This is a genomic window from Actinomyces oris, from assembly GCF_001929375.1.
Taxonomy (GTDB): Bacteria; Actinomycetota; Actinomycetes; order Actinomycetales; family Actinomycetaceae; genus Actinomyces; species Actinomyces oris_B.
This window is the reverse complement of sequence record NZ_MSGO01000055.1, coordinates 1-6,017: the sequence shown is the minus strand read 5'-3', so window position 1 is coordinate 6,017 and position 6,017 is coordinate 1. Positions and strand designations below refer to the sequence as shown.

Genomic DNA, 6,017 nt, shown 5'->3' with positions numbered 1-6,017 from the left:
GCCGCCTCACTCGGCACCGCAGCAAGCGCCAAGTCACGAAACGGGAACGGCGAGCCATCGAAGGGGAAAGGCGATACGCAGAGTTTTTCGGAGGAAGACAAGAAGCGACTGCGGGAGCAGGCCGATGGCAAGGGTGACTGGGACCCTGACGCCAATCAGACCAGCATGCCTGACTGCTTTATGCTGGTTACCCTTCAAGGGTACTCAGCGACTGAAAAAGGGCAGCAGTTCCTACGTGATCACGTCAAATGGGATGGCGGGAAGGGCTGTTTTACTGTGACCCTGTATGACGATAAAGGCAATGAGGTGCATGTTGATGTGTACGACTACTACGCCAACGGCACGAAGGATGAAGCGGGTCGCCCCACTCTGATGAGCGTTTATGAGCGTGCCTATGGGGAACAGTTTGGTGATGATGACTTGAATAATAAGCCGCCAGCCGAGGCCATGAAACGAATTTCCGGCAAAGATGTGACCCCGGCTAATACTTGGGGTGGTACCGGGTTCTTTTGGTTTCTTGCGGGGGAAGACCATAAGTACTCTGGAAGGCAGTGGGGCAGCATTGATCGTTCGGTGGATGCTGGATGTCCTGTCGTGGCAGTGACCGCTGAGGATATGCCGCCTGGCACCAAGGTTGAGGCTGCTACTGACACCAACGGTGACGGCAAGATCGACACTGAGAACAAGGGGGCTCACGGGGAGGCGCCCGATCGGGAGGTCACTCGTCGTCTAGGGAGTGGAGAAGGAAGGGCCCATGCGTACACAGTGGTGGCGGTTGATGATCAGTACGTCACGCTGAGAAACCCCTGGGGAATGAATCTGACTCCGAAAGGTGAGCGTGCGGATACTGGACTCATCAGGATAAGCCGGGAAGACTATGAGAGGTACTTCTCGCAGACTCGTATTGCCGCTGAACCGAGTAAGTGATGTCAGATTCTTTTGTTATTTCTGTGTGCATGGTTTGAATACTGTGCACAGGGAGAGACCGGGGTCGAGGGCGATGTTCACTCGATAGTCCCATCCCCCTGCACTTCTGTCTCTGAAGAAGTTGATCTCCGGGATGGCTGGGGGCGGGTCGACTTCGAGGAGGGTCACTGTTCCGAGTCCCTCGATGTGGACGCTCTCGCCGAGGCGTATCTCATAGTCCTGCTCCGCCGCATGGCGCGGTTGCCATGTCACCGTACCAATCCATTCGTGGTTCCTGGAGTGCAACGGGCCTGAATACAGCGTCCCGTGTATCGTTTCAGGAGGGGGTAATGCCCCGCTGAGGTATTCTTCCTCGCCCCTCTGGACTCCGTCAGGCAGGGGGATGCTGGTGGTGGTCGGGTGGGTCCAGTACAGCCAGCCGGCAAGGCCGATCACCATGGCCAGGCAGGCTCCTATGATCCCGAGGAGGGCACGTAGCACCGTGACGCCATGCTTTCGCCGTCCACCCACCTGCGGGGCGGGGACTGCCATGGGGGTGCCGCCCTCGCTTCTGACGTCGCTTTCGCTGTCGTCTGCCACGACCCACTCGCTTCCCTCAGTTTCAGGACTACGTCGTCGGGGGGCCAATCAGGTGGTCCTGGCTCCTGGAGTCAGGCGGACTTGGGAGAGTTGAGAACGTCTGATGAATGGCGCCCTTGCAGTAAAGGATACCGGCTTGCCCTCTTCTGCGGGCGTGAAATCCAGGTAGATATCGGGCCCCAGACGGCTTCGCGCTCGGTGGGGGCATGCCGGCGGCGGAGTGTGGCCGGATGGTGCCTGTATCAGTGGACCCACTCGGCGGTGGCGAGCACGGGCGGCGTCGATGTCCGACCAGGCCTCGAGGTCCTGCCGGTTGTCGCCAATATGGGAGTCGACGACCTCTTACGGCGCTCACGCCGCCCGCGGGACGCAGATACGCTCTCGCTTTGTGCGCACGATCTCATTGGCCTGACGCAGCTCTCTCTCGCCTCCAACACCGGCTCCCTCATCCGGGTCGCCTCGTCGGTGGTGGTTCCCGGCCTCAAGCCACCGTCGACCTGAGCCTTCTTGAACTAGGGGCGTAGAGCCTCAAAGTAGACGCTCAGCTCCTCGCCGATCCTCCGTGCCCCGCCCCCTCGGGTTGCGTCGGATCGGACAGTGCATCCAAGACCATCCTCGTGGTCCGCTCGCGCAGCTCGTCGGGGTACTTCTTCTGTCCCATGACAGTGATCCCTTCGTGTCATCACTGCCTCCATCAATCCCGGGGTGATTCATCTCGCAGACTCGTATTGCCGCTGAACCGAGTAAGTGATGTCAGATTCCTTTATTATTTCTGTGTGCATGGTTTTATTACTGTGCACAGGGAGAGTCCGGGGTCGAGGGCGATGTTCACTCGATAGTCCCAGCCTCCTGCACTTCTGTCCTTGAAGAAGTTGATATCTGGGATGGCTGGGGGTGGGTCGACTTCGAGGAGGGTCACTGTTCCCAGTCCCTCGATGTGTACGCTCTCGCCGAGGCGCAGCTCATAGTCCTGCTCCGCCGCATGGAACGGTTTCCATGTCACCGTGCCAACCCATTCGTGGTTCCTGGAGCGCAACGGCCCTGGGCGCAGGGTCCCATGTATCGTTTCAGGATGAGGCAGTGCCCAGCTGAGGTATCTTTCCTCACCCCTCTGGGCTCCGTCGGGCAGGGGGACGCTGGTGGTGCTTGGGTGGGTCCAGTACAGCCAGCCGGCAAGGCCGATCACCATGGCCAGGCAGGCCCCTATGATCCCAAGGAGGGCACGTAGCACCGTGACACCATGCTTTCGCCATCCACCCACCTGCGGGGCAATCGCCGCAACGGGGGCACCACCCTCGCGTCTGACGTCGCTTTCGCCCTCGTCTGCCACCAACCCACTCGCTTCCCTCAGCTTCGGGACTACGCCGTCGGGGCACTACTGACAGGTGGTCCTGGCTCCTGGAATCAGGTGGATTACTGAGAGCCGAGAACGTCTGATGAATGACACCCTTGCAGTCAAGGGTACCGGCTTACCCCCTTGTGCGGGCGTGAAATCCAGGTAGATATCATCGGCGGGACTGGGTGGAGTGCGGTGGGTGGCTTCGGGTGATCCCGGGTCGAGGGTCTGGTGTCGCGCGCGGCTTGTTGCGCCTGTGGCTGGCTCAGTGCAGGGCCGGGCGCAGGACTGGGTTCGGGATCGGGGCCTTGGTCCCTGCGTGTGTGCTGACCGTGAGGTTAACTTTCGTGGTGTTCCCTGATTCCTACAAGGCTTCTCCCGGGGGCGCGATGGTGGTGCCTCCTGGGCGGGTGGTTGGAGTGGCTGCTGATGGTGTTGCGGGTGGTGCCCGAGGAGCTGGCGCGGGTGGTGTCGTTGGCTGATGAGTGCTCGGCCGCGGTGGGGTCGGTCAGTGTAGAGCCCGGCAGCGGCGGTGACCTGGGGCCGGGGGTGCTGGTGGCGGCTGCGGCGGCCTACGCCGCGGCCCACAGCGCCGGTGCTCGCGACGGGGCCGCAGGCGCCGACCAGATCGCCGGTGGGGTCAAGTACGCCATGTCCGCCCTGGCCGAGACCGATGAGTCCTCAGCCTCCGGCGCCCACAGCCTGATGGGCACCGGCGCCGGCGTGGGTGCGGGCGCCAGCGCGGGGGCTTGCGCCGGCCGGGGCCGTGGAGGCCTGGGGGTGGGACGATGAGCGCGGTACCGGTTGGGTTGCCCGGGTTGGCTGCTGTGATCGCTACGCGGGTTCCTGGTTCTCCTGGCGGGGTCAGGTCCCTGGCTGCGTCTTGGCGCCGGTCGGGGGACACTATCGGTGAGGGGGCGTCGTTGATGTCCTCGGCCGCCTCCTCCTGAGTTGCACAGGTTGGGGTGGTTTGTGTTTCAGAGTGGGGTTTTTCGTTGGGATTCTGGGGGTGGGGTGGTCGTTTCGGGGCACTAAGGTGGCGGTAGGATCTGGCGGGTGAGTCCGTACCTGCGTCAGGTCAAGACAGCCTCGGGGGCCACGGCCGTGCAGGTCGTGGCCAAGGACCATGGTGTGCGCCGGATCGTGGAGCACCTGGGGTCGGCCCATGACGAGGCCGAGCTGGCTGCGCTGATGCGTCTGGGGCGCCAGCGGCTCATGGCAGGCCAGCAGGTCCTGGACCTGGGGCCGATACTCAACGACGACGCTGACGAGGTGGGTGGTCAGGCACCCAGTGACGGTGGCGTGGTGCGAAGGCCGCAGATCATCTCGCGCAGGTCGGGCTGGCTGATTGAGGTCCTCCGTTCGGCCTACAGGCGTCTGGGGCTGAGTGAGGCGGTTGGGGGTGACCGGGCCTTTGAGCAGATGGTCGCCGCTCGCCTGATCGAGCCGACATCCAAGGCCGACACTCCCAGGGTCCTGTCCGAGATCGGCTGGCCGGCTCCGGCCCACCGCAACACCTTGTACGCCTGCCTGGCCCGGGCCCAGGAGCGCGGTTACCGCGAGAGCCTCTCAAACGCCTTGTTCGAGCACGTCACCAACATCTCCGGTCTGGCCCTGTGCCTGTACGACGTCACCACGCTCTATTTCGATGCCGAGAAGGAGGACGACCTGCGGCGGGTGGGTTACTCCAAGGAGAGGCGGGTCGATCCCCAGGTCATCGTCGGCCTGCTGCTCGACCGCCACGGCTTCCCCCTGAGAATCGGGTGCTGGGAAGGAAGTAAGGCCGAGACCACCACCATCATCCCGGTGGTGGAGGCCTTCCAGGCCGCTCACGGTATTGAGGAGCTCGTGATCATCGCTGATGCCGGCATGCTCTCAGCAGCCAACCTCGCGGCCCTGGATGACGCCCGGCTGCGGTTCATCGTCGGGGCCCGACAGGTCCGCGCCCCAGGCGACCTGGAGGCCCACTTCCACTTCCACTGGCACGGGGACGTCTTCACTGACGGGCAGGTCATCGACACCATCACCCCCAGGAGGGGCTCGCAGAGCGAGCGGGACGTCAGCAAGCGTCGTGAGCCCGTCTGGGACCCGGACGCTCACCCGGGGTCGTGGCGGGTGGTGTGGGCCTACTCCAAGAAGCGCGCCGCCAGGGACACTCGGACCCTGACCGCCCAGGAGAACCGCGCTAGGGCCATCCGTCGCCGGAGAGAGACGTCCCAAGGGCACCAGGTTCGTCACCACCCATAAAGGCGATCAGGTCCTCGATGAGGCGTCCCTGGCCCGGGCCCGCTCTCTGGTGGGCCTCAAAGGCTACGTCACCAACATTCCTGCACGCCTGATGGGCGCCGGTGAGGTGGTCTCCTCATATCACGAGCTGTGGCACGTCGAGCAGTCTTTCGCCGATGAGCAAGCACGACCTGAGAGCCCGCCCCGTCTTCCACCACACCCGCGATGCCATCGAGGCTCACCTGACCGTGGTCATGGCCGCCCTGGCCGTCGCCCGGCACCTCCAGGAGACCACCGGGATTAGCGTCAAGCGCATCATCCGTGCCCTCAAGCCCCTCCAGGAGATCACCATCAACCTCAACGGCCACCACCTCACCGCCACCGACCCCCTGACCCCCGAAGCCGAAGAAATCCTCACCGCCCTGAGCATCCCAACAGGACACTAAAAACTGTGCAACTCAGGTGGGTCGATGAGTGCGGTGCCGGTTGGGTTGCCCGGGTTGGCTGCTGTGATCGCCACCCGGGTTCCTGGTTCTCCTGGTGGGGTCAGGGGTCTGGCGGTGTCCTGGCGTCGGTCGGGGGACAGGATTGGTGAGGGGGCGTCGTTGATGTCTTCGGCCGCTTCTTCGGCGCCGTCGTGGCAGGGGGTCAGTGCGCAGGCCTTCTCGGCTGCGGCCTCGTCTCTGAGTGGTGAGCTCTCCGGCAGGGCTGGGGAGCTGGGGCGTGGGGCTGGTGTGATGGATGCTTATGCGGGTGTCCTGGAGCGGGCTCACGGTATGGCTGCTGAGCTGCAGGCGCAGGCCGCCCGGTTGCTGGTGACCTCGATCGCCAGTCCCGCAACGGCTCCTGCGTGTCAGGTAGCGGCCACCGTCATCACCACCACCTTCAACACCCTGTTGTCCACCATCGACCTGGCAGCCACCACCACCGCCGCCTCACTCGGCACCGC

At 63.8% G+C, this 6,017-nt stretch carries 3 protein-coding genes and 1 pseudogene; 3 read left to right on the top strand and 1 reads right to left on the bottom strand.

Going from position 1 to position 6,017, the window contains the following annotated elements; all coding sequences use genetic code 11:
- A partial coding sequence (locus tag BKH32_RS13970; RefSeq protein WP_178384649.1) for a hypothetical protein occupies positions 1-927 on the top strand: 927 nt, incomplete at its 5' end.
- Positions 928-942: 15 nt separating this feature from the next.
- Here the strand turns inward: BKH32_RS13970 and BKH32_RS11330 are convergent.
- Positions 943-1,506, bottom strand: coding sequence for a hypothetical protein (locus BKH32_RS11330; RefSeq protein ID WP_143222816.1), 564 nt, complete (start codon positions 1,504-1,506; stop codon positions 943-945).
- Positions 1,507-3,271: 1,765 nt separating this feature from the next.
- Here BKH32_RS11330 and BKH32_RS13720 point away from each other — a divergent pair.
- The gene (locus tag BKH32_RS13720; RefSeq protein WP_075250134.1) at positions 3,272-3,634 is read left to right on the top strand and encodes a hypothetical protein; all 363 of its coding nucleotides are present in this window, start codon (positions 3,272-3,274) and stop codon (positions 3,632-3,634) included.
- Positions 3,635-3,898: 264 nt separating this feature from the next.
- Positions 3,899-5,514 (top strand): annotated as a pseudogene (locus BKH32_RS11320) (IS1634 family transposase).
- Positions 5,515-6,017 lie beyond the last annotated feature (503 nt).

Excerpts from the sequence above, each read along its gene's own strand:
- BKH32_RS13720 (WP_075250134.1), top strand. The coding sequence starts at position 3,272 with ATGGTGTTGCGGGTGGTGCCCGAGGAGCTGGCGCGGGTGGTGTCGTTG.